The following is a 22,529-nucleotide window of genomic DNA, read 5'->3' on the forward strand; positions in this document are numbered from 1 at the left end:
TTTTGCAATAGCTATTATCTATAAATTAAATTTATAAAAATCAATTAAAAACATAATCTTATAATTATGAATTAAGTTATATCCAACTAAATAGCTCAACAATCATGACAGAACAAAACCACTGTAATCACAACTTTAGACTAAAAGATAAGACCAGTTGTTCAAATCTACAGCATTGATCCGTATCTTCTATTTCAGAAAATGCCGGATCTTGAATAATGACTAAGATACTGAATTAAATGGCTTCTTTCCATTGGACTTTAGCCAATAAAAAGTCATGCAAACTGCTGACATCGTTGACAATCGATAGCGGATTAAACTGCGCCAAGGTTTCCGGTGTATGCACGCCATAAGCCACACCCACACTTGGCATGGCAATATTCATCGCCATTTCCAGATCATAAGAAGTGTCACCGACCATAATCGCTTCATGCGCACTAATACCAGTTTCAGACAGGATTTCAGCCAGCATTAAAGGATCAGGTTTAGAGCGGGTTTCACTGGCAGCACGAGTGGCATGAAACAGATCCATACTCTTGGTTTGCTTTAATACACGATCTAAACCTTTACGACTTTTACCGGTAGCGACTGCTAATTTAATGCCTTCATCCTTTAATGCATAGAGCATTTCAGACACGCCCTCAAACCAGGCATCTTCAACAGAATTCGCCACATAATGTTCCGAATAGGCCTGCAAAATATCCGCATGTAATTCTGGTACAGTTGGGAATAGTCGCTGTGCGACTTCCGGCAAACCTAATCCGATAATGCTTTTCGCATCGGCATCGGTCAGCGGTTGCTGAAACTGTTGTGCGGCAAACTGCAGGCTCGAGACGATCTGCCCCACTGAATCAAATAAAGTGCCATCCCAATCAAAAATGACCAATTTTACAGGTGAATTCATATAAGGTTCCTAGTATTTGATTCAGTGTTAATCCACCCCGATCCTCCTTTTTCAAAGGAGGGCGAGTTTCATCACAAAATAACTTTTATTGTGATATCACAACAGCTATTGGCTATCCAATGGCGACATGGATGTCGCCGTTGATCTGTGGCATAGGGAGGTGCCATCAGATCAACAGAAGGGGTTTTGTTACTTTTGCCCCCCTCAAAAGTAAAACACTGCCTACGCGATAAAATTTGATTTTATAACTACAAAACTCGGCTGTGCTTTACTTTTACCTCACCCCAGCCCTCTCCTAAAAGGAGAGGGAGAATTCATTACTGAACAACGTACAGTAACTAAATAATAAAGATAAATTCTTAGCTATTTTGACTTATCACTAGCACATGCGAACTCAACGTTCCCTCTCCTGAGCGAATTTTAAAGCATTGCTTTTAAAATTCGTGCAAGAAAGGAGACTTGCGAGCAGTACTGCTCAGGGAGAGGGTTAACTTAAAAGCTAAAAATTACTCGTCATCTTCCGCAGGCGTTACCACCTTATCCGCCTTTTGCGCACGAAGCTGAGCCACAAGACTCTGCATATCTTCAGGCAAAGGCGCTTCAATGGTCGGATAACCTGGAATTTCCAAACGCATTGCATGCAAACATAAACGGCGTGGCTTTGGCCCACGATATTCAGTCTCGTGACCATATTTCTCATCGCCTACCAGCGGATGACCGATGCTGAGACCATGTACACGAATCTGATGGGTACGACCAGAAAGTGGAGATGCATACACCAGTGTCGCATGCATAAAACGCTCTGCTACATTCCACTGGGTTTTAGACTCTTTGCCTTCCTTAGAGACACGTACACGACGCTCACCATTAGAAAGTTCATAACGATGCAAAGGTGCATCAATAAGTTGCTTATCCAGCGTTACCTGTCCTTTCACGACAGCGGCATAAGTTTTTTTAATCTTATGTTCACGTAATAAATCTTGTAGCGTTTTTAAGGTACTACGCTTTTTCGAGATCATCACCAGACCAGAGGTGTCACGGTCAATACGGTGAATCAGTTCCAGGTATTTTTTACCGGTTGCAGCACGCAAACCTTCAATCAGACCATATGCCACACCGCTACCACCATGCACGGCAATACCCGATGGTTTATTGACGACCATCAAGCCTTCATCTTCATATAGCACACGGGACAGAAGACCTTGGGCCACCTTGTCCGAAATCGGCGCTTCTGATTCATCTTTTTGCTCATAACGAATCGGTGCCACACGAATCTGGTCGCCAATCGCCAGTTTGGTTTCGGCCTTAATGCGTTTTTTATTGACGCGAACCTGTCCTTCACGAATCAGACGATAAATCCGACTTTTAGGCACCCCTTTCAGACGACTGAACAGGAAATTATCGATTCGCTGTCCATCTTGATGTTCATCCACTTCAAACCAAGTGACGCTTTGCCATTGTTGTGTAGAATTCATACAGTTACTATGACCCAAAAATACTAAAATTGATTAAAAACTGATCACTTAGGTTATGCTCTACACAAGAAACATAAGCTTAGCCCATAGGCAGATGATGCAAGGTTTGGTATAGTCAGCGCACGGAAACCATCGTTTGTGAGTAAAAGTTGAAGCATTTCAGATTTCTCTGAACTTGATTATTCAATTAAAGACTCACATGATACGGGAAGGTCCCAAAAGAATTATGCCGACGCCGAAGGCTTATTATATCGGCAAACAAAGCAAACTGTTGCGTTTAATTGTACCTCAGGTACATAAATCAGTTTGTCTGAAAAAAATATGTCGCCAACCTAGTTGGTTTTTAAACGTAAACTGATACACATCAGATTAGTCGCACCCTGAAGACGACTTCAGGCTACAGCGTTTGATGCATTGGATCTGCACAGTTTGTAAAGATACGACGATAATTCCGTATCAAGACACTTTCTATAAAGAAGGGATGATCTTCGAGCAATGTGACAGTGAAAGTTACTCACATCTAATGCACCGCTTGTCCGCCAGTGAAACGTTCAGGTGACTTTAATCGTTTAAAGATTGAAGCCGTATTGCCATCATCAATACGTGAATCAAAATACCGAAGCTGATCTATATTCAAGTAGACGCCGGGAATAAAAGACTCAGACCACAATGAAACTCATTGGAGATCTGGGCCATTGATCCGTGATGTGTGATGTTCGCTACGTGAATAGCGATTTTTTGCTGTGTATCACTATAAGGTGTTACACCCATGAAACGTATGTTGATTAATGCAACACATGCCGAAGAAATTCGCGTTGCACTTGTCACTGGTCAGCGTCTTTACGATTTCGATTTAGAGAATCGTACCCGTGAACAAAAAAAATCTAATATCTATAAAGGTCACGTAACTCGCGTTGAACCTTCTTTAGAAGCTGTATTCGTTGAATACGGCGCAGGTCGCCAAGGCTTCCTGTCTATGCGTGAAATCGCAAACTCTTACTACAAAGCCGATCCTCGTCAAACTTCAAATATCCGTGAACTGATTACTGAAGGCACTGAACTTCTGGTTCAGGTGGAAAAAGAAGAGCGCGGCAATAAAGGCGCTGCCCTTTCAACTTTCATCTCTTTAGCTGGTCGTTATCTGGTTCTGATGCCAAACAACCCGAAAGGTGGCGGTATCAGCCGTCAGATTTCCGGTTCAGTACGTGAAGAACTGAAAGAAATGCTGGCTTCTTTAAACGTGCCACGTGGTATGAGCGTCATTGTTCGTACCGCAGGCATTGGCCGTTCTCAAGAAGAACTACAGCTTGATCTGCAACATTTACTAGACCTTTGGGCACAAATTCAAAGCACTGCAAATTCAGGCCCATCACCTATGCTAGTCCATCAGGAAGCAGGTGTGGTAACTCGTGCGATCCGTGATTACCTGCGTGATGATGTAGCAGAAATCCTGATTGATTCTGAGCAAGCCTATAACGAAGCATATAACTTTGTTAAAGCAGTAATGCCGCTTCAGTTAGATAAGCTGAAAACTTATACATTGAATGAGCCTTTGTTTGCGCATTTCGGTATCGAAAGCCAAATCCAGACTGCTTATGAACGTGAAGTAAAACTGCCTTCAGGTGGTTCGATCGTGATCGACCAAACTGAAGCTTTAGTTTCAATCGATATTAACTCAGCAAAATCAACTCGTGGTCAGGACGTTGAAGATACAGCGTTAAATACCAACCTTGAAGCTGCTGAAGAAATTGCTCGTCAATTACGTTTACGTGATATCGGTGGCTTAGTTGTTATCGACTTCATCGACATGACCAAAGACCGCAACCAGCGTATGGTAGAAGCGAAACTGCGTGAAGCAACACAAAGTGACCGTGCACGGATCCAGTTCGGCCAACTGTCTCGTTTCGGCCTGATGGAAATGAGCCGTCAACGTCTGCGCCCATCGTTAGAAGAAGCGACTGGTTATGTCTGCCCACGCTGTCATGGTACCGGTATGGTGCGTGACTTACGTTCTCTCTCACTTTCAATTATGCGTAAAGTGGAAGAAATCGCGCTACGTGAACGTCATGGTGAAGTTCAGGTTGAAGTACCAGTAGAAATTGCAGCATTCATGCTGAATGAAAAACGTCACAGCCTGGTATATCTGGAACAAACTTCAAATACACGTGTGACTGTACTTCCACATCCACACTTGGAAACACCCCACTACGAAATTTCGTATAACCCTGAAGGTTTCGCACCGACAAGTTATGAGCGTACTGAAGCAACCCGTTCAAGCGAAAAAGAACTGGGTTATGAGTCATCTGAGTGGCATTTAGAAGAAGAACATACGCATACCGCTGCACCAGCACCTGCTCAGCAGCAAAACAACGGCAAAAACAATAAACGCCGCAATAACCAGAACCAGCAAAATGTACAGCAAGCACCTGTTGCACAACAGGCACCTGCCCAAGTTGCGGCACCTGCAGCAAGCCCATGTGCATGGTTAGAAAACCTGTTCGTACAAAAACAGGCAACTACTGTTGATCAGTCTCGCACGGCGAACAATGCTGCTGCTGCCATCGAACAGATGGTGAATGGCGGTGCAGTGAGTCGTGGTCAGTTCGGCCAGGTTGCTCCTGTAACACCAGCAGTATCTGCACAGCCAGCAGCTGTTGTAGCACCGGCAACTACCGGCAATGCTTATCTGGCGCCTTCGACTGTGGCACATAAACCAGAGCGTGATCAGTCTGAAAAAACTGAACGTGAAGAGAAATCACAGCGTCATAACAAAAAAGCACGTAGCAACAAGCACAAAGAGCCACGTGAACAGGCGCAGTCTGATAATGTATCACAACATCAGATGCATGAAGAAGTGGTTCAGGTTTCTCGTCAGGAAGCGCGTGAAAACAAACGCAACTCTCGCCGTCAGCACCACAACGAGTCTGCACAGCAAAGTGATACTCACGGTAATGAGCAACAGCAAAACGTGCCACGTCGTGACCGTCGCAACCAGCAACGTCCAGAACGTCCAAATCGCCACCGCGATCCAAGTGTTCTGAATGAGCAAGCTGTACCTCAAGCACCTGCTGCCGTTGAAGCTCCAGCAGTCAATGAAAAGCAAGTGCGTGTAGAACTGGTCGATGCTCCTCGTAAAGAAGTGATGCCAACAGCAATGGTGGTGAATATTGACGAGGCGAAAAGCGAAATTGTGGCATTGAATGACACTGCTCCAGTCGCAAAACCTGCTGTTGAAGTGACTGCCCCTGCCGATGCTCCTGTAGAAGCACCAGCTGCGGAAGAGTTCCTGGCTGAAGTGACTGCATCTGCTCCTGCAGAGAAAGCACCGGAAGCTCAGTCATCATCAAAACAGCGTGCCAGCAATGACCCACGTCAACGTCGTCGTGACCGCCGCCGTGCTGCACAAGGCCAACAGGCGAAAACTCAGCAATTGACACCATCACAGGTGCCAACACTTGGCCAATACACCATTGGCAGTCTGATTCGCCATGTTTATGGCGAAGACTGTTCAGTCCTGATTGAACAGTTTGGTCTGTTGCCAACGTTTAACCGCGCATTGCAAAAGTTCACGCAGGAATATAATGCGACTTTAGCAACGGTTTCCACCGCGACCATAGAGAAAAAACCTGTAACTCGTGATGTAGAAGTCAGCAAACCACAACCTGAAGCAGAACCTGCACCTGTGCTGGATTTAACTCCGCCTGCACCGGTTTCAGAGAAACGTGTGGCGAATGATCCACGTGAGCGTCGTCGTCTCGCTAAACTGGCTGCCGAGCAAGCATTACAGCAGGCTAAACAGCAAGCACAAGCTGAAGCAGAATCTACTGCAGCTGAACCTGCTGCAGAAGCAACGGCTCCAGCGGAAGAGGCGAAAGCTGAAAATACTGAAGCTGCACCTGCTGAAGCTCCGGTAGCCGCAGTAGAAAGTGCTGATACAACTGAAGCGACTCAAACTCCTGAGCCAGCTGCTGAAGCGCCTGTAGAAACTGCGAACGCTGAAGAACAGGTTCCAGCTGAAGAAGTCACTGAAACGGCTACAGCTGAAGCAACTCCAGCAGAAAACGAAGCTGCGCCTACTGAAACTCCGGAAGCCGATAAAGCTGAAGAAACTGTAACAAAAGCTGAAAAACCGGCTGCCCGCCCACGTCGTCCACGTGGCCGTCCACCGAAAAAAACTAATACTGCAACTGAGTCATAATTCACCCAATTGCAGTTAACTAAAAAAACCTAGTCATTTCGGTGGCTAGGTTTTTTTTGCTAGATTTTGTCAGAATAGGTTGATTACTCTAGTTTCAACACGCTAAAAGATGGCTATCATCCGTTTATTGCATATAAATTAAACGCATTGGATACGAAAAATGATAGGACGCCCATGACCCAGACGAACCAACCCGATCTTATTGGCATTGCAGATGTCGCAGCCAAAATCCCTGCCTTCATCAGTAAGGTCCCTAATCTGCTGAACGGACTGCGACAGGCTTATTTACGTACTCCCAATACGCCCGCAGGCCTGGGTTTAGCTTTTGAAAAAGCAACACAGCGTAATCCTGAAGGTATTGCATTACGTTTTGAGGATCAGTCCTATACCTATGCTCACCTAAATGGCTGGGCGAACCAGATCGCACATTTTTACCTCTCTCTCGGTGCACAGAAAGGTGATGTGGTGGCCGTGATGGTCGAGAACCGTCCAGAGTTTATTGCCAGCGTGATTGGTCTAGCCAAGCTGGGCATCACGATTGCGCTGGTGAATACTTCTCAGGTCGGCAAAGTCCTGACACATAGTATTAATCTGGTGAAACCGATTGCGGTCATTGTCGGTGAAGAGTGCCGTGCTGCGGTTGATGAAATCCGTCATGATCTCAATATTGCCGCTGACCGTTTTCACTGGTTTGCCGATCAGAACACACAAGAAAATGCCGGACAGGCACCTGAAGGTTTTATTAACCTGGCAGAGCAGATTGACCAGTTCCCTAAATTCAATACACCGACCACACATTCGGTACAGGGTAAAGACGGCCTGTTCTATATCTATACTTCAGGTACCACTGGCTTACCTAAAGCGGTGGTCTTTACCAATAGCCGCTGGACACTCGCCTATGGCACCTATGGTCATGTTCTGAACCTGAATAAAGATGATGTGATGTACTGCACCCTGCCGCTTTATCATGCGACAGGCATTGTGGTGTGCTGGTGTGGGGTGATTGCCGGAAGCAGTACTTTTGCCATCCGCCGTAAATTCTCCACCTCTTCCTTCTGGAAAGATGTCAAAAAATTTGATGCTTCAGCGATTGGTTATGTCGGTGAACTTTGCCGCTACCTGATGGATGCAACACCGTCTGAACTGGAAAAAGGCCATCGTGTCACCAAGATGATTGGTAATGGAATGCGCCCAAACATCTGGGATAAATTCAAATCCCGTTTTGGCATCAAGGAAGTACTGGAACTGTATGCCTCCAGTGAAGGTAATGTCGGTTTCAGCAATGTCTTTAACTTTGACAATACTGTCGGTTTCTCACCAACGCCTTATGCCATTATCGAATTTGACAAAGATAAAAATGAGCTTGTGCGTGATGCCAAAGGTCGCTGCAAACGGGTGAAAAAAGGTGAAACCGGTTTATTGATTGGTAAAATTACCCGCCGCTCCCCTTTCGATGGCTATACCGATCCGGAAAAGAACAAGGCAGTCATCATGCATGACGTGTTCAGTAAAGGTGATTCCTACTTCAATACGGGCGATCTGGTGCGTAATATCGGTTTCCGTCATGCTCAGTTTGTCGACCGTCTCGGTGATACCTTCCGCTGGAAAGGTGAAAATGTTTCAACGACTGAAGTCGAAAACATGCTGACCGAGTATGACAAAATTATCGAAGCTGTGGTTTATGGCGTAGAAATTCCGCATACCAATGGCCGTGCAGGCATGGCTGCAATTACCCTGCAATCAGGAAGCACCCTAGATGAGCAAGACCTGAAAAATATGGTCAGCACCTTTAAACGCTGTCTGCCTACATATGCAGTTCCGGTTTTTCTACGCATTCAAAAGCAAGTAGAAACGACCGGTACCTTCAAGTATCAGAAAAACAAACTGAAAGAACAGGCTTTTGATCCAAACAAGACCGATGAACGCCTGCTGGTTTTATTGCCAGGGAGCGATGCGTATTGTGAGCTGACTCAAGAAATTTTTGAGAACATTCAAGCCTATCAATATCGCTTCTAAGTGCCGAAGTTGCCTATTTTTTGTTTAGATAAAGCAGAATTGTTGTATTTATAATCAAACATAGGCAACTTTGTTATTTTTTACTTGCGCTGCAATGAGATCTTGCTACAATACGCTCCATCAAACAAAGTGGTGCTTTCAGAACTTTTTAGTTTCTCTTGCACTGCACGATTAAGCCTTGCTTAATTGTTGGTTCAGGGCCGTTAGCTCAGTTGGTAGAGCAGTGGACTTTTAATCCATTGGTCCCGCGTTCGAGTCGCGGACGGCCCACCATTAAATTTGATATCCCCTGATGGGCCGTTAGCTCAGTTGGTAGAGCAGTGGACTTTTAATCCATTGGTCCCGCGTTCGAGTCGCGGACGGCCCACCATCATTTCTAAAATCTCTTTTTAGAAAATTCAATCAAAGTAGCTTTGATTACCCGAATGGGCCGTTAGCTCAGTTGGTAGAGCAGTGGACTTTTAATCCATTGGTCCCGCGTTCGAGTCGCGGACGGCCCACCATTCTCCCCTCTATATTTATCTTCTTTCAATATTCTTATAATATTTCCTATATTATTCAGTTCATTCTTTTTATTTAAGCGCAATTCATCCTGACAATTTTAAAATCGTCATTTTCATTTATGCTGTTTTTAAATTCTTTGGAGACTTTATCGCTTTTATTCAGTGATCTTAAATTCAGAATCTTTGACCAACTCATAAGCTTTAGAAGGCGCAGGATAACCCTGATCAAATAACTGCTGGTTTGCCCGTTCTTTTTCGTCATAAATTTTTTCCAGATTCATGACCAGATGCGTTGGGCTTTTAATCATATAGTAGAACTTTGCTCCTTCTTTACGGTCCACGATCAGTTCAGTTTGTTCCGGATTAATCGTCCAGCGGTCCTTACGATAGGTCATATTGCTTTCGGTCTGAACCCGTCTGGAATTATTCACAAAGACTTTGCCATAATGCACGATACTGCGATGCACTGTACCATCTGGCAATAAAGTCAAAATAAATACCGACTTCCCTTCCGTACAAGGCGCAAACCGCCCGTCACAATCAATCTGGGTAAGATAACGCCCGACATAGCTTTTGGCATAATCCGGTACAGGTTTAGGATCGACATTTGGTTCTACAGGCAATGCATTATAGGTTGCAGTCTGGGTGAGCGATTTAGCATTACGGGTGTCATAACTTTCATTGGCGGCGGAGATGACTACGCCATCTTGTGCCAAAGTTTTCGTAGTATCAGGTAAGGGTTTGCTTTGATGATCATCACAGGCAATCAGTCCTGCAACACTTCCCAGCACAAATCCAAGCCGGCATAAACCACTTAAATGATGCGATACATTCGATTTCATTTTAAAAATATACCTGAAGGGGTGCACATCTATATAGGCAGACGACTCACTGAAAACTTATAAGTTTTAATAATGAATTCAATGGAATTTTTATGATCTTAGTGATTTTTTAAGGATTATTTAATCTCCCGTAACATTACTTAACGAATTTATTTTCAATAGATACTTTAAAAATTCAGATAAAACTCCATTCTTATAAATATGAGTCATTTTTTAGACTCAATCTTATTTTTTTCTATCAGGAGACTTGGATGGCCAATGTTGGTTTATATCGCTCTAACCGCTCAAACATGATTGCAGGTGTAATGGGTGGTATTGCTGAACGTTTTGGTTGGAACGCAAATTTATTACGCTTGATCTTCGTGATTATTTCGGTCATGAGTGCTGCTTTCCCGGGTATCTTAGTTTATCTGGTTCTATGGTTAGTGATGCCAAAAAAGAATTCTATGCCTGATTATGCTGCGAGCAGAACTGATTATGAACGTCCTGTGCGTACCGTGAATCCGGATAAAGACTACCGATAAAATCGTTTCCTCTTTCACCTAAATATTCATATGGTGAAATTTTTATGCCACGGTCCTTCCCCCAAAAGATCGTGGTTTTTTTTGCCTGATTTTTAGGTTTTGGCCTTATTACTTTTTTACGCTTTACCCTGCTCGCCTATTCAGGCTAAGGTGATACTTTCTACTTGAAATGGATTTCAGATGACGCAGGCAGAATGGGTTGTACTTTGGCTGTGTGCGATCGCAGCATTACTGCATGGGGTCAGTGGTTTTGGCTTTCCTATGCTAAGTACGGCTGCCTTATCCAGTGAATATGCCTTAAGTACAGCAGTCACCTTGGTGATTCTCCCCTGCCTGTTACTGAACCTTTGGATGCTCAATAGCGATCCAAAACATAGCCTGTTGCAGAGCATTCGCTATTATGTCTCACGCTATTGGCCACTCATGCTCAGCAGCTTGGTCGGTAGTGTGCTGGGGGTCAAATTACTCATCTGGATCAATGAAGGCTATCTTAAATTATTACTGGGTCTGGTGATTATTTTCTATATACTGGATCAGTTACGCTCTACTCCGCTTCGGGTCAGTAGCAGTCAGCTTAGTATGCTGGGATTCGGTTTACTGGCCGGCATGATTGGAGGTGCAACCAATGCCATGGCACCCTTCCTGATGATGTATCTGCTTAGCTGTCAGCTCTCCAAAACCGATATTGTGATTATCAGTAATCTTAACTTTATTGCCAGCAAACTGGTGCAGTTGACCTTACTCTTCCCGATTCTCATTTCTTTGCAAACCCATCAGCAACATATCCTGCTTGGAATCACGTTATTTGCTCTCATCGGTGTGTGGTTAGGGGGAAAAATACGGCATCGACTTTCCCAGCAACATTTCAAATATCTGGTGCTGTTTTTTCTATTTGGACTGGGGATTTACGCACTTTGGCAAAGTGTGGGATTATTACAACACTCTACTATACTGTTTAAATAATATCTTTTTTAATCAAACCACATATTTACTTTTATAAGAATTTCAAAAACGCTTTTAAATAAAAAAGTTGAGCAAGGAGGTTGTATGAACGACCCTTTACGCACCCCGACTGATGCCATGCCAAAAGGAATTCGAAAGGGCTGGATTTTAATTGTGATCGCTGCAGTGGTCTCTTATGGCTTGTATCATATTTTACCTTATGACGAAAATGCCAATAAGGGATTGGCCCTACTGACCTTTATCGCCATTTTATGGCTGACCGAAGCCCTGCATATTACGATTACAGCCCTACTCATACCGGTGCTGGCTGTTGTATTAAGTATGCCGATGGCAGATGGTGAGGAACTGGTACCGATTAGCATGCAGGCAGCACTCGCTACCTTTGCCGATCCCGTGATTTTCCTGTTTTTTGGTGGTTTTGCTTTGGCTACGGCGCTGCATATCCAGAAACTGGACAAGAAAATTGCCACATGGATTATCTCGCTCTCCGGTGGACATCTCGGTGCTTCGGTACTGGCCATATTTTTAGTAACTGCTGCTCTGTCGATGTGGATTTCCAATACCGCCACCGCAGCCATGATGTTGCCCCTAGCGCTGGGTTTACTTTCGCATCTGGATGTTGAAAAAGAACGTAAAACCTTTGTATTTATTCTGCTCGGGATTGCCTACTCAGCCAGTATTGGTGGCTTGGGCACCATCGTCGGTTCTCCACCGAATGCGATTGCAGCCAAAGCCCTCGGATATGACTTTGCTGACTGGATGAAAGTTGGCTTGCCGATGATGCTCATTATTCTGCCGGCAATGTTGATCAGTCTGTATCTGGTATTGCGTCCAAAACTGAATCATAAGGTGAATTTTGTCACTGAGAATATCCCCTGGACTACGACCCGTATTGCGACTATGGTTTTGTTCCTCTGTACGGCAATGGCCTGGATTTTCAGTAAAAAATTGACTGAAAATTTTGGTATTTCACAGCCCGATACCTGGATCGCAATTCTGGCAGCATGTCTGGTGGTGATTCTAGGTACAGCTACATGGAAGCAGGTCGCTGAAAATACCGATTGGGGCGTGCTCTATCTGTTTGGTGGCGGTTTGACCTTAAGTGCTGTCTTAAAAGATTCAGGCAGTTCTCTGGTTTTGGGTCAGACGCTGGCGAATGCTTTCGGTGACTCCTCTCCTCTCGTGATTATCTTTGTGGTGGCAACCTTCATCATCTTCCTGACTGAATTTACCAGTAATACTGCCTCGGCTGCCTTACTGGTTCCGGTCTTTGCCGCCATTGCCGACCAGATGGGTATGCCTAAAGAGATTCTGGTGATTGTGATCGGGATCGGTGCTTCTTGTGCCTTTATGCTACCTGTGGCGACACCACCGAATGCCATTGTATTTGGGACTGGTCATATTCAGCAAAGTGAAATGATGAAAGTCGGCTTTGTCCTGAATATCATGTGTATTTTCTTGGTTTCCCTGTTTATTTACTGGTTCTTTATCTAAGTTGAGATAAATCCAGATTCCAAATAAAAAAGCACCCAAGGGTGCTTTTTTCAGAATTATTTATATAAGAGTTCTTAAGCTCTCATTTTAAAATGGTTCAGTTCCTGATTCAGGGCAGCGATGATATCTGCGCGGCTAATAATTCCGACCAGACGCTGTTCACTCACCACCGGAATATAGTTAAAGGAACGCTCCACAAAATAGGGCACCAGATCCTGAATCGGCTGTAATGGCTGCACAGTGACTACCTTGCGGGTCATAATATGTTTGACCTGATGTTCCCAGCTGCTGCGCACATCTGCAGCACGTTTAAACCATTCTACCACCTGATACATGGCCAGCGTTCCCACCAGCTTGTCTTCCGCATTAACCACTGGCAGGCTCATCAGGTTCATTTGCTTAAACTTGTCCAGTGCATGCTGAATATCATCATTGGCATGCAGGGTCACCACGTCTTTGGTCATAATGTCCTGACAGGTAAACTGGTTGACCGCACGAGCATTGGCTCGGTCCTGCGCTTCCAGAATAATCTTTTGCAGGTCATATTCACTAATGTCCAGCAGCTCGGTTTGCTGATCCAGTACTTCCTGAATATCCTGTGGCTGAATGGTGACTTTCTGGGTCGGGGTCGGATCTTTGGAACGGGTATTTAATTGCGCCTGCTGCGGATAATGCTTGCCAATCATTCGGTTAAAGACGATAGCAATCACCATCAATAAAATCGAATTCAGCAGCACCGGATAGAAAACAAAAGCATAGCCGAGTTCATGCACCGCATTGCCGCCGAGTACCGCTGTAATAGCCACAGCACCACTCGGTGGATGCAGGGAATCTGTGGTCATCATTAAAATGATTGCTAATGCCACTGCCAGACTAAAAGCTTCGGTCGGACTGGCAATAAACAAGGCACAGGTCACACCCACTACAGCAGCAATAGTATTACCTACCAGAATATTCCAGGGCTGTGCCAAGGGACTGGCCGGAACCGCAAACAGCAGCACAGATGACGCCCCCATCGGCGCGATATACCAGGCTTCAAAATCCCCCAGAATCCATAAACTCAGTAATGACGATACCGTGAGACCCAGTAATGCCCCAATACCGCAGAGTAAACGGTCTTTGAGTGGAAGAACTTTAAAATTCGGTTTTAAGGTATTGAGCCAGTCGAGATTGGAATGGAACACGGCGCGCCTGATTTTAATGGTTACAGATTTTGCGCATTATAAAACTAGTCGCTTTAAAGATGTATTCATTTTATATCTTTTAATTACACTTAAATGGATGCTGTTTAAAAATCTAAATCTCTCTCCAGGCGACAGCCATCCATCTAGTCCTCTTTTACGGTTCAATCCCTCATAGAATTTTCAATGAGATAATTCATGTCAGGTGATTTTAGCCTTAGCTTCGCTATGAGAATCAGGTTTAATCAGAGGTTCGATTTTGAGCAGTTCGACCTGACCATAATAGGTTGAGAAGGCCACATCTCCGGCATCTACCCCGGTGCCAATGCGAATCAGCTCGTCAACCGGAGCCAAACGGGTCGGATCAAACTGCACCCATCCTCCTTCCAGATAGGCTTCAAAAATGGCATGAAAATCGGGTAAAAATTTTTCAATTTCCACATAACCGACCACCATGCGTGCTGGAATTCCTAAAGCACGGCATAGTGCAATACCTAAATGGGCAAAGTCACGGCATACCCCTGCCCGGTGGACCAGTACATCTGTTGCAGTCGTAAACTGGTCAGAGCAGCCAGAGACATAAAAAATATTGTTATAAATCCACTGTTCAATGGCTTTTACACGCGTATAGCCGGGTGTCATCCAGCCAAATGAGCGTTTCGCCATTTCTAGTAATAAATCTGAATTGCAGTAGCGGCTGGCTAACAAATAAGGTAGCACTTCATCCGGTAGGTCTGGAATTTTGACTTCATTCAGGTTTTGCCTCAGATCAACCGGAATGCTCGGCTGACGGGTAACTGTCGCGCTATAATTCAGTTCAAATGCCTCACAAGGTTCGAGTTGCAACCGGATATGACGGTTTTGATGCTGAGCATCCCGAAATTCATGCCACTTGACCGGCATATTCATGGTGAGCTGTTCTTCGAGAATATTCTGATCGGGATGATGGGCGACCTGAACTATAAAAATAAATTCGGTAGGTTGCACAATCTTGTATTTTAAATGGCACTGAATTTGGTAAGTGGTCATGAAGTTCCTTATTATTAGGCATTATTATATTGTGTGAAGATTAAACTAATTCTAAGACCGCAATCGTATGAGATCAGTTTAACTTTATCGCGCTTCAGTGAACAGGATGCTATACATCTGATTTATTCCTGATTTTTAGATCTCACCCCATTGCTATTCCAGCATAAAATTGCAGCAAAGCCGCGCAAAATCTGGCATGAATGAAGACCATTTTAATTTTTTCCAAAATATTTTCAGCGTATTAACCCTTTGCCACTCCCCTGTAAAATCCTTATAATCAAGCACAATTTTTCTCTAATTTTAAGTGGATGACCATGAGTCGCGCCATATCGCATATTGATACCTTCCAAGGCTTAATTCTTGCCTTACAAAACTATTGGGCGGAGCAAGGCTGCGTCGTGTTACAGCCTTACGACATGGAAATGGGTGCAGGGACATTCCACACTGCAACATTCCTTCGTGCACTAGGTCCTGAAACCTGGAATGCCGCTTATGTTCAGCCATCACGCCGTCCGAAAGATGGCCGTTATGGTGAGAACCCGAACCGTCTGCAACACTACTACCAGTTCCAGGTTGTGCTTAAGCCAAACCCGGACAATATCCAGCAGTTGTACCTGGATTCCTTAAAGGCAATCGGTATTGATCCTTTAGTTCACGACATCCGTTTCGTGGAAGATAACTGGGAATCTCCAACACTGGGCGCGTGGGGTCTAGGCTGGGAAGTTTGGCTGAACGGCATGGAAGTGACTCAGTTCACTTACTTCCAGCAAGTCGGTGGTGTTGAATGTTATCCAGTTACTGGTGAAATCACTTATGGTCTGGAACGTCTGGCAATGTACCTGCAAGGTGTAGACTCAGTTTACGATCTGGTTTGGACCAAAGGTCAGTTCGGTACTGTGACTTATGGCGATGTGTTCCATCAAAATGAAGTTGAGCAATCGACTTATAACTTTGAATATGCACCTGTCGACAAACTATTTGAATTGTTCGATTTTTATGAGTCAGAAGCGTCTCGTTTAATCGAAGCTGAACTGCCATTACCTGCTTATGAGCAAGTGATTAAAGCATCACACAGTTTTAACCTGCTGGATGCGCGTGGTGCGATCTCTGTGACTGAACGTCAGCGTTATATCCTGCGTGTACGTACTTTGGCACGTTCAATCGCAACCAGTTATGTGGCAGCACGTGCGAAACTTGGTTTCCCAATGGCAGAACCTCACCTACGTGACGAAGTCCTGGCTCAGCTTAAAGCTCAAGTAGAAGCAGAAGCGGCTCAAGCAGAAAAATCAGCGGAGAACAAATAATGTCTAAACATACAGTTTTATTTGAACTTGGCTGTGAAGAACTTCCACCAAAAAGCCTGAAAAAATTACGTGATGCATTAAAAGCTGAAACTGAGAAAGGCTTAAAAGATGCCGGTCTGGCTTTCGATGCAATCGAAGCTTATGCAGCACCGCGTCGTCTGGCACTAAAAATCATCAACGTTGATGCTGCTCAAGCAGATACGCAAAAACGTTTTGACGGCCCTGCTGTTCAAGCTGCTTATGATGCTGAAGGTAAACCGACTAAAGCGCTTGAAGGCTTTATGCGCGGTCAAGGCATTACGGTTGATCAGGTGTCTACTTTCCAGGCCGGTAAAGTTGAAAAAGTCTGCTACCTGAAAGATGTCAAAGGCCAAAGTCTGGACGTTTTACTGCCACAAATCCTGCAACATGCTCTGGATCAATTGCCAATCGCAAAACGCATGCGTTCTGCTGCTAGCCGTACCGAATTTGTTCGTCCGGTGAAATGGGTTGTGTTGTTAAAAGACAGCAATGTGATTGATGCAACCATTCAGGATCACAAAGCAGGCAATGTCACTTATGGACATCGTTTCCATGCGCCTGAAGCGATTATCCTGGCCAATGCAGATGCGTATCTGGATGCTCTTCGCGCTGCGAAAGTGATTGCATCTTTTGAGGAGCGTCAAGCGATCATTGATCAGCAAGTCAAAGCGCTGGCTGATGAAGTGAATGCGATTGCGATTGTCCCTGCTGATCTTCGCGACGAGGTCACTGCTCTGGTTGAATGGCCGGTTGCATTACGTGCCAGCTTCGAAGAACGCTTCCTTGCCGTTCCTCAAGAAGCGTTAATCACCACTATGCAGGACAACCAGAAGTATTTCTGTCTGGTAAATGCCGAAAACAAATTACAGCCTTACTTCATTACCGTTTCAAATATTGAGTCTAAAGATCCGACTCAAATTATTGAAGGTAACGAGAAAGTGGTTCGTCCGCGTCTGTCAGATGCCGAGTTCTTCTTCCTGCAAGATCAGAAACAGCCACTGGCTTCTCGTAAAGAAAAACTGGCAAACATGGTATTTCAGGCACAACTGGGTACTTTGTGGAATAAGTCTGAACGTATTGCCAAACTGGCTGTCGCACTTGCTCCGATTACGGGTGCCAAAGCTGAAGATGCTGAAAAAGCGGCTCTTCTCGCTAAATGTGACTTAACTTCTGAGCTGGTGGGTGAATTCCCAGAACTTCAAGGCATCGCGGGTACTTACTACGCACGTCTTGAAGGCGAAAATGATGAAGTGGCTGAATCTTTAGGTGAGCAATACTTACCTAAATTCGCAGGTGACGTTCTGCCTAAAACCAAAACTGGTACAACGATTGCGCTTGCGGATCGTCTAGATACTTTAACTGGTATTTTCGGTATCGGTCAGGCACCTACAGGTTCTAAAGACCCATTTGCGCTACGTCGTTCTGCGATTGGTATCCTGCGTCTGGTGACTGAAAACGAACTTGATGTATCTATCGAAGACCTGATCAAGCTGGCATTGGCTGCTTATGGCGATGTATTGAAAGACCACGACAAGACTTTGGCAGATGCGGTTGCCTTCCTTGAAGGTCGTTACCGTGCGAAATACGAAGACCAAGGCGTTGCTGTTGATGTGATTCAAGCGGTTCAAGCCTTGTCTCCAAAATCTCCGCTTGATTTTGACAAACGTGTAAATGCGGTAAATCACTTCCGTGCATTGCCTGAAGCTGCTGCACTTGCTGCTGCGAACAAACGTGTTGCCAACATTCTTGCCAAAGAAGCTGCACCTGAAGGTGCTGTGGTTGAAGCCAATCTGGTGGAAGATGCTGAAAAAGCATTGTTCGCTGAACTGCAAAAAATCACACCAGAGGTTGAGCCACTGTTTGCTTCTAAAGATTACACTGCTGCGTTGTCTGCATTGGCTGCCCTACGTGCGCCAGTAGATGCGTTCTTTGACGGTGTCATGGTGATGGCTGATGATGCTGACCTGAAAGCAAACCGTTTACGTATGCTTGCTCAGCTTCGTGACCTGTTCACTAAAGTTGCAGATATTTCAGTGCTTCAACACTAAGTCTTAATTAGTTGTAAAGCATATAAAACCCCGCTATAAATTAGTGGGGTTTTTATTTTTTGAATATAATGAAATTATCACAGACACAGAAAGTTGCAGAGTTTTTAAAATCACATCCGAATCAAAAATTTACTTCAAGAGAAATAGCAGAAGCAATTATCCAATTATTTCCTGAAGATTATGAATTTAAAAGATTAAATGATCGATTTGAATCAAACGCAGATTTTGTACAACAAATTGTTCGTGAAATTAGTAGTGGCGCAAAAACCAATATTCTAAAAGTTTCACCACATATTCATATACGTGATCAACCTCGACCAAGACAATTTTGGTTTGACCCTAATTCAACCTATGAAGTAGAACAAGATATTGATAATTTAGTTATTTCTGAAAGTACTGACACTGAAGTCCACTTACCAATAATTAAATTAGATCACTTATCAGAGCACGATCTTTATCCAATTCTTACTGAGTTTTTAAATTCGGAACTTAATCTATATTGTCTTAGAATTGATGAAAAACGTTCAAGAAACACTCGTGGACAGAATGGTAATCAGTGGTTACACCCTGATATTGTTGCCATGCAAGCATTAGATAATCGTTGGAATGACCTTGTTAAAACTTGTGTAAAACATAGTTCTGGACAAAATGTTCGTCTGTGGTCTTTTGAAGTCAAAAAAGAATTAAATAGTTCAAATGTCCGTAGTAGCTTTTTCCAAGCTGTGAGTAATTCAAGTTGGGCTAATGAAGGATATTTAGTCGCGACCTCAATATCAACAAGTGAGGTTGAAGAAGAACTTCGGATGCTTTCTGCACTTCATGGAATTGGTGTAATAATTTTAATTCCTGAGAATCCAACTGAAAGTGAAATTTTATTGCCTGCACGACGTCGACAAGAAGTTGACTGGCAATCAATTAATAGAATTCTAAATGAAAACTCAGATTTCAAAAATTTTATAGAACTAGTATCGATTTACTACCAGACTGGCCGTATTCGAACTCAAGACTGGAATCGATAGTTTTATTGCTATAGGCATATCCCTATATATTTCATATACTCATCTCAACAACACTCAACAAGAAAGAAGCGCATGAAATTTCAAACACTCATTATGACGACTCTTGCGGGTATCGCACTTACAGCATGTACATCTCAACCCACCATTCCACAACTGGAACTGGGTGTATTACAGGAAGTACAAAATCTCGAAGTTATTCCAGAAACAACCAACAATAAAGCGAAACTGACCAAATTCCTCGACAAATGCGTGATTGAATTTACCGGCGACATTGGCAACAACCGTTCAGTTGAACAATGGTCATTTAAAGGTATGACCCTGATTGATGCCGGCTCAGCGACTTTCCAACGCGACGGAACCAGCACAGCACAAAAATTTGACCTGCATGATGCGGCGGTACAAAAGAACTTTGTGACTCTGCGCAATCATTTTGCTAAAGATGCCCTGACACAATGTGACTAAATAGATCGCCCTGTTTTTTTGAAAATGGGGCTATTTATTTGAATGAATAGAAATTTAATCTTTTTTCTGATTTGACCTACTTCTTCTTCCCCTTAAAAATTATAAAATCCTCGCATCACACTACGCTGAACCTATACTCTCTTCACAGCTTATTCATTGTTTTTGGCTGATTATCCGTTACACTGAAAACCAAACTCAGACCGCTCTTTGACGAATTCGAGGTCGATCCATAATGAATATCAAAACCCCAATTATTTTAACGACTGCTTTAATGTTCTGCGCACCTGTGTTTGCACAGACCGAAACCACTCAAATCACCAAACCGATTGCGCCTTACGGTGAGAATCCGAACCTGCTGCATGTGTTTGCCTATAAAGCGCAGGAAGGTGTTATCAATACCGCTGAAAAAGTAGGTGAAGTCACTGAAAAAGGTATTGCCAAAATCAAACCGGGTGTAGACCGTGCCTGGGGCAATACCAAGTCTGTGGCATCAGATACCATCCAGAAAGTAGATGAGGGTGCGACTCAGGCAGCACAGCAAACGGGTCAGAAAATTCAGCAAACTCGGGAAGTCTGGCGCGGCAATTCACAACAGGCGCCGATCGTGCAGCAACCTTTGAGTCAGCCATCTACCGCAACTCAAAATTCATCGGTATCACAACCCCAATCAAGTTCCGATGCAGCGACCAGTTATGCAGTAGATGATCTCTAAATCATCGCATTGAAAAAAGCCCATTACGGGCTTTTTCTTTTAAGCATTGAAGATAGTTGAGCCTTTCTTTAGACTGAGCTCAAATAAAATCATGAGAAGATAATAAAAATGAGAAAAATTCTTTTCAGCTTTATCGTCGGCATTCTGTGTGGCGTAGCCATCCTGTACATCACTTTACTGGTTTCAGGTGAAACCGTGACCTCAATTGCTGCGATTGATGATGAATTATCCTCAATCCCGAGCCTATCTAGTGCCGCCTCTTATAATCACAAAACCGAAGGCGAAAAAATCCAGCATATTCAAAACCTTGATGAAGCAGAATTTAGACCCGCCTCTGCCAATAATGCTGACCTGTATCGGATCAAGGATATGTGTAAATTAAGAATGGGGCTCAGGGAGATGATATTTATAGCTATCGAACTGCCTATTTCTCGCAGAATCATCTGATTTATATGTTTGAAACCCATTATCGAACATCTTATGACAAGCGTCCCGACGAACGGGTACCCGAATTTAAGCGGGTCTATCAGGAGATTATATTTAACCCCCGGTCTGCACTGGTTCAGAGTGAATTTTTAAAACTATTAGATAAATATATTACGCCAGAAAACCGAAAAAAATGCTGATCGAATTCGATCAGCATTTAGTTTTTATTTAATAATTTTTAATTTACCTGACGGATGGGCTGACCTTGCTTAAAGGCTGCTACATTTTCCACCATCTGATCCACAATGCGTTGACGCGCATCGACACTGCCCCAAGCATTGTGCGGTGTAACAATCAGGTTAGAAATTGAGGCGTCGAGCAATACATTGCCCTCTTTCGGTGGCTCCACGGTAAGCACATCCGTCGCAGCACCGGCAATTTTGCCTTCGCGTAAGGCCTGAGCCAACGCCTGTTCATCGACGATTCCGCCACGTGCACAGTTAATTAAAAATGCGCTTGGTTTCATCGTATCCAGTTCGGCATGACTGATTAAATGACGGGTATCTTCCGTTAAAGGGCAATGCAGGCTTAAAAAATCCACTTGTGGCAATAAATCGGTAAATGGAATACGTGAGTCATCTGCCGGACGGTTAGGCAAAGCGGCAATCAGTACTTTCATGCCAAAGGCTTCTGCCAGTCTGGCAACTGCATGGCCTAGCTCGCCATAACCGACAATGCCTAAGGTCTTACCTGCCAGTTCCACAATAGGTGCGCCCAATAGACAGAACTGGCTGGCCTTTTGCCATTCGCCCTGCTGTATTGCACGCTGATAGGTTAAAAATGAAGTAGCCAGAGTGAGCATCAGCATAAGGGTATGCTGAGCGACAGCAGAGGTACCATAAGCCTGACAGTTACACACCACAATGCCACGTGCCTTGGCCGCAGCCAGATCGACATTATTGGTGCCTGTGGCAGAGATCAGGATCAGTTTCAGTTGAGGACATTGCTGGATGGTTACCGCGTCAATCATGACTTTGTTGGTAATGATGACATCGACATCGGCCACACGGGACTGAATCTCTGTAGCCGATGTAGCCGGGTATAAGACCAGCTGATCAAATACTGCATGAAGTGCCTGAAAGTCCAAATCCTGTTGGTCTAAAGAAGCATAATCTAAATAAGCGGCTTTCATGGCGCTACCCTCAACCTTGTTTGACAATTTATTTTGATTGTCATTTAAAACAAGTCCTGCAGGGTTTTCAAGCAACTTAATGTCAGAAGTGGTTAATCTACAGACTTATCAATATGGTTACGCAAAGAACGTCGCACCTTATAAATCACATATACACTGAGAAAGATTAGAAAAATAAGAGAAGAACTGAGCAAGATCATTGCAGGATTCACACTT

18 protein-coding genes and 3 tRNA genes are annotated in these 22,529 nt (G+C 44.1%); 14 read left to right on the plus strand and 7 right to left on the minus strand.

Annotated features, from left to right (window positions below; all coding sequences use genetic code 11):
- Window positions 1-235: 235 nt before the first annotated feature.
- From B3J29_RS10340 to B3J29_RS10350, 3 genes are all read right to left on the minus strand, one after another.
- Complete coding sequence (locus B3J29_RS10340; protein ID WP_262477947.1) at window positions 236-904, minus strand: HAD-IIIA family hydrolase; 669 nt, start codon at window positions 902-904, stop codon at window positions 236-238.
- 506 nt (window positions 905-1,410) lie between these two features.
- The gene (locus B3J29_RS10345; protein WP_262477948.1) at window positions 1,411-2,379 is read right to left on the minus strand and encodes an RluA family pseudouridine synthase; all 969 of its coding nucleotides are present in this window, start codon (window positions 2,377-2,379) and stop codon (window positions 1,411-1,413) included.
- A 520-nt stretch (window positions 2,380-2,899) separates the two neighbouring features.
- Complete coding sequence (locus B3J29_RS10350) at window positions 2,900-3,049, minus strand: hypothetical protein (protein ID WP_180018640.1); 150 nt, start codon at window positions 3,047-3,049, stop codon at window positions 2,900-2,902.
- A 99-nt stretch (window positions 3,050-3,148) separates the two neighbouring features.
- Between B3J29_RS10350 and B3J29_RS10355 the strand changes: the two genes are divergently transcribed.
- From B3J29_RS10355 to B3J29_RS10375, 5 genes are all read left to right on the plus strand, one after another.
- The gene (locus tag B3J29_RS10355; protein ID WP_286965345.1) at window positions 3,149-6,577 is read left to right on the plus strand and encodes an Rne/Rng family ribonuclease; all 3,429 of its coding nucleotides are present in this window, start codon (window positions 3,149-3,151) and stop codon (window positions 6,575-6,577) included.
- A gap of 174 nt (window positions 6,578-6,751) precedes the next feature.
- Complete coding sequence (locus tag B3J29_RS10360; RefSeq protein ID WP_005232410.1) at window positions 6,752-8,593, plus strand: long-chain-acyl-CoA synthetase; 1,842 nt, start codon at window positions 6,752-6,754, stop codon at window positions 8,591-8,593.
- Between the two features lie 197 nt (window positions 8,594-8,790).
- Window positions 8,791-8,866: transfer RNA gene (locus tag B3J29_RS10365), tRNA-Lys, on the plus strand.
- A gap of 21 nt (window positions 8,867-8,887) precedes the next feature.
- Window positions 8,888-8,963 (plus strand) — tRNA-Lys (locus B3J29_RS10370).
- A gap of 57 nt (window positions 8,964-9,020) precedes the next feature.
- A tRNA-Lys gene (locus tag B3J29_RS10375) sits at window positions 9,021-9,096 on the plus strand.
- 155 nt (window positions 9,097-9,251) lie between these two features.
- On the opposite strand, the gene B3J29_RS10380 is transcribed toward B3J29_RS10375, so the two are convergent.
- Window positions 9,252-9,938 carry a hypothetical protein gene (locus tag B3J29_RS10380; RefSeq protein ID WP_286965349.1) on the minus strand — a complete coding sequence of 229 codons (687 nt, stop codon included), beginning with the start codon at window positions 9,936-9,938 and terminating at the stop codon, window positions 9,252-9,254.
- Window positions 9,939-10,189: 251 nt separating this feature from the next.
- On the opposite strand from B3J29_RS10380, the gene B3J29_RS10385 reads away from it, so the two are divergent.
- From B3J29_RS10385 to B3J29_RS10395, 3 genes are all read left to right on the plus strand, one after another.
- Window positions 10,190-10,462: a PspC domain-containing protein gene (locus B3J29_RS10385; protein WP_262478024.1), complete on the plus strand. Its 273-nt coding sequence runs from the start codon at window positions 10,190-10,192 to the stop codon at window positions 10,460-10,462.
- 180 nt (window positions 10,463-10,642) lie between these two features.
- Window positions 10,643-11,425: a sulfite exporter TauE/SafE family protein gene (locus B3J29_RS10390; protein ID WP_104426652.1), complete on the plus strand. Its 783-nt coding sequence runs from the start codon at window positions 10,643-10,645 to the stop codon at window positions 11,423-11,425.
- Between the two features lie 84 nt (window positions 11,426-11,509).
- Complete coding sequence (locus B3J29_RS10395) at window positions 11,510-12,919, plus strand: SLC13 family permease (protein ID WP_286965356.1); 1,410 nt, start codon at window positions 11,510-11,512, stop codon at window positions 12,917-12,919.
- A 74-nt stretch (window positions 12,920-12,993) separates the two neighbouring features.
- On the opposite strand, the gene B3J29_RS10400 is transcribed toward B3J29_RS10395, so the two are convergent.
- Together B3J29_RS10400 and B3J29_RS10405 are read right to left on the minus strand one after the other, a co-directional pair.
- Window positions 12,994-14,103, minus strand: coding sequence for an HPP family protein (locus B3J29_RS10400; protein ID WP_262477966.1), 1,110 nt, complete (start codon window positions 14,101-14,103; stop codon window positions 12,994-12,996).
- 198 nt (window positions 14,104-14,301) lie between these two features.
- Window positions 14,302-15,129, minus strand: a complete 828-nt coding sequence (locus tag B3J29_RS10405) for a transglutaminase-like domain-containing protein (protein ID WP_262477967.1) — start codon at window positions 15,127-15,129, stop codon at window positions 14,302-14,304.
- Window positions 15,130-15,443: 314 nt separating this feature from the next.
- Between B3J29_RS10405 and glyQ the strand changes: the two genes are divergently transcribed.
- From glyQ to B3J29_RS10435, 6 genes are all read left to right on the plus strand, one after another.
- Window positions 15,444-16,433 (plus strand): glycine--tRNA ligase subunit alpha, encoded by a 990-nt coding sequence (gene glyQ, locus B3J29_RS10410; protein WP_262477968.1) that lies wholly within the window; start codon window positions 15,444-15,446, stop codon window positions 16,431-16,433.
- Window positions 16,433-18,502 carry a glycine--tRNA ligase subunit beta gene (gene glyS / locus B3J29_RS10415; protein WP_286965363.1) on the plus strand — a complete coding sequence of 690 codons (2,070 nt, stop codon included), beginning with the start codon at window positions 16,433-16,435 and terminating at the stop codon, window positions 18,500-18,502. The genes glyQ and glyS overlap by 1 nt, the downstream gene beginning before the upstream one ends.
- A 65-nt stretch (window positions 18,503-18,567) precedes the next feature.
- On the plus strand, window positions 18,568-19,521 hold the full coding sequence (locus tag B3J29_RS10420; protein ID WP_375725679.1) for a COG2958 family protein: 954 nt from the start codon (window positions 18,568-18,570) through the stop codon (window positions 19,519-19,521).
- A gap of 72 nt (window positions 19,522-19,593) precedes the next feature.
- The gene (locus B3J29_RS10425; protein WP_125278836.1) at window positions 19,594-19,983 is read left to right on the plus strand and encodes a hypothetical protein; all 390 of its coding nucleotides are present in this window, start codon (window positions 19,594-19,596) and stop codon (window positions 19,981-19,983) included.
- Between the two features lie 232 nt (window positions 19,984-20,215).
- Complete coding sequence (locus B3J29_RS10430) at window positions 20,216-20,695, plus strand: hypothetical protein (protein ID WP_262477972.1); 480 nt, start codon at window positions 20,216-20,218, stop codon at window positions 20,693-20,695.
- A gap of 108 nt (window positions 20,696-20,803) precedes the next feature.
- Entirely contained in the window at window positions 20,804-21,142 is a 339-nt protein-coding gene (locus B3J29_RS10435) for a hypothetical protein (RefSeq protein ID WP_262477973.1), read from the plus strand.
- 217 nt (window positions 21,143-21,359) lie between these two features.
- Here the strand turns inward: B3J29_RS10435 and B3J29_RS10440 are convergent, their stop codons facing one another.
- Window positions 21,360-22,313, minus strand: coding sequence for a 2-hydroxyacid dehydrogenase (locus B3J29_RS10440; protein ID WP_286965370.1), 954 nt, complete (start codon window positions 22,311-22,313; stop codon window positions 21,360-21,362).
- Window positions 22,314-22,529: the final 216 nt, after the last annotated feature.

It is taken from the genome of Acinetobacter sp. UBA5984, assembly GCF_002429925.1.
Lineage (GTDB): Bacteria > Pseudomonadota > Gammaproteobacteria > Pseudomonadales > Moraxellaceae > Acinetobacter > Acinetobacter variabilis.